This is a genomic window from Sutterella sp. (assembly GCF_052272535.1).
Lineage (GTDB): Bacteria > Pseudomonadota > Gammaproteobacteria > Burkholderiales > Burkholderiaceae_F > Sutterella.
In genome coordinates, this window is the sequence record NZ_DAVZJY010000313.1 from 1 (window position 1) to 2133 (window position 2133).

Below are 2133 nucleotides of genomic sequence, written 5' to 3' on the forward strand. Positions count from 1 at the left end.
GAAGACGCTCATCTTCAAGTTCGCCAAGGACAAGATGAGGAAGGCCGGGTAGTGCCCGGCGCGAAGGTGTAGGACGCTTTTGAGGCGCCTGCCGCAGGTTTATGCCCGGCCTGGAGGCCGGGCCTGCTGCGGCCGCTCTGATCGGCCCGACGGCGTCGGATGCGGCCCGGATCGGGAAGGCGGAGCCTTCGGCGATCCGGGCCTTTCGTTTGGATGTACGCGGCCCGAAGTCGGATGTCCGGCGAGCTGTTTAGGCGTGCGTCAGACGGCCGCCGCCTCGCGGCCCGCGGTGATGCCGGTCGCTCCTGCGTACGCATAGGCCTCGCCCGAGCGGTAGCCGACGCCGAAGTGCTCGCCGAAGGCTGCCGCGCCTGCACCGAAGAGACCCGCGGCGACGGGGCGCCCCAGAAGCGTGGTGACGCGGCACTTTTCATCAATCATGAAGCCGCCGACAGTTTCGAGCATCACGGGCTTGATGCGAAGCGCGTAGAAGGGCGGCCGCAGTTCCTTGCCGTAGACCGTGCGGCCGAAGGGATCGCGCCGGTCCTTCGGGTCCATGCGCGTCTGGGTGTTGTGCGCCTCGATGTCGGCGCGCAGCCCCGCCGGGTCGCAGCCGATTAGACGAGCAAGGTCCTCAACGGTGGCGCACTCGGTCGCAACGCCCTTCTCGATCATGCCCTCAACGACGGGATGGAGTTCGCGCGTGACGATCTCCCAGCAGGCCTTCTGCTTGAGCATGTCGATGTTCGTCTGCGTGTAGATCACGTACTCGTTCGTGAAGCGCCGGCCTTTTTCGTTCACGATGATGCCACCCATGAGAAGCGGCGCGGAGCTGAAGAAGATGCCCTTGGTCACTTCGAGCGTTGGACAGACCATGGCGATGTTGAGGTTGAGCGCGCCCGCGCCGAGCTCGGTCGCGATCCGCAGGCCGTCGCCCCGGCAGCCGACGTCCATGATGCGGCCCGTCTGCGACCAGGGCGGCGTGAAGACGTCAATCATCGCCTGATTGCGCCCGAAGCCTCCCGTAGCCAGAACGACCGCGGGCGTGCGGACCACCGTGCGGACGCCCTTGCGTTCCAGGCGGACGCCCGCGACGGCGCCGTTCGTGAGGATCACATCCTCGAGGCGTACGCCTGTTTGAACCGTGATGTTGGGGTCGGCCTTGACGGCTTCGGCGAGCCTCTTCATCAATGCGCCGCCCGCGCCCTTGGTCTTTACGACACGCAACGTTTCGCCGCCGTTCGTGCGGTCCTCCTCGTCGGTGAATTCGACGCCGAGTCCGATGAGGTCGTTCACGAAGACCGTGGCCTCGCGGGCGATCATGGCGGCCTTCTTCTCGTTTCTTGATCCGCGGCCGTAGGCGATGATGTCATCCCGGTAGGCGTCGGCCGAGTCGTGGATGCCGCGTGCCTCGTGCCACTTGGTCGCGCAGGCGCGAACCCAACCCGAGGAGATCGCGGAGGTTCCGCCCAACATCGGCAGCGCCTGCACGATGAGCACCCGTCGGCCGGCCTTTGCGGCCGTGCGCGCGGCCATGCAGCCTGCGGCGCCGCCGCCCGCCACCACGACGTCGAACTTCTGCGCGTCGGCGGGGATCGCTTGTGACTGAGAAGGCGCGGCCGATGCGTCGCCGGGCGCGAGCAGCGTGAGCGGAGCGGCGGCAAGGCCGGAGAGCAGTGCGCGGCGGGAGGATTGGGTCATGAGTGAAGAGTCCTTGGGAAAGTTGGAGGAGAAATACCGCCGGACCGGCGTGGAGGGAGGCCGGCGTGTGTCTGAATGCGCCTGATTCTGAAGCGGCGGAAGTCGGGCGCGCATCCGGAATATCCACGCCCTGCGGCGAAGAATCCGCGCATGCTAGAATCCGCCCCTGTCCTTCGATCCCCCTCTGCGGGGAGTCCGCATGGACGCCGAAGGGTGGGACCATAGTTCAACTGGATAGAACTGGCCCCTCCTAAGGGTCGGATCTGGGTTCGAGTCCCGGTGGTCCCACCACGCGCTTCCCCTCCCTTCGGTCATCACTTTCCGGGCGCACCGCCCGGCAGCCCTCCCGCGGTGCACTGCCGCATCCCCGACGCCTCCCGTACCGCTGTTGAACGCTTCACTTCCCCAAAGCTCCGGCTTCGCGCGGAAGGG

General features: G+C 66.9%; 1 protein-coding gene and 1 tRNA gene. One reads left to right on the forward strand and one right to left on the reverse strand.

Annotation, left to right across the window (positions count from 1 at the left end):
• Window positions 1–261: 261 nt before the first annotated feature.
• A complete protein-coding gene (locus ACT6Y9_RS10590; RefSeq protein ID WP_443744504.1) occupies window positions 262–1701 on the reverse strand; it encodes an FAD-dependent oxidoreductase in 1440 nt (479 codons plus the stop codon).
• 215 nt (window positions 1702–1916) lie between these two features.
• On the opposite strand from ACT6Y9_RS10590, the gene ACT6Y9_RS10595 reads away from it, so the two are divergent.
• Window positions 1917–1992, forward strand: a tRNA-Arg gene (locus tag ACT6Y9_RS10595).
• Window positions 1993–2133: the final 141 nt, after the last annotated feature.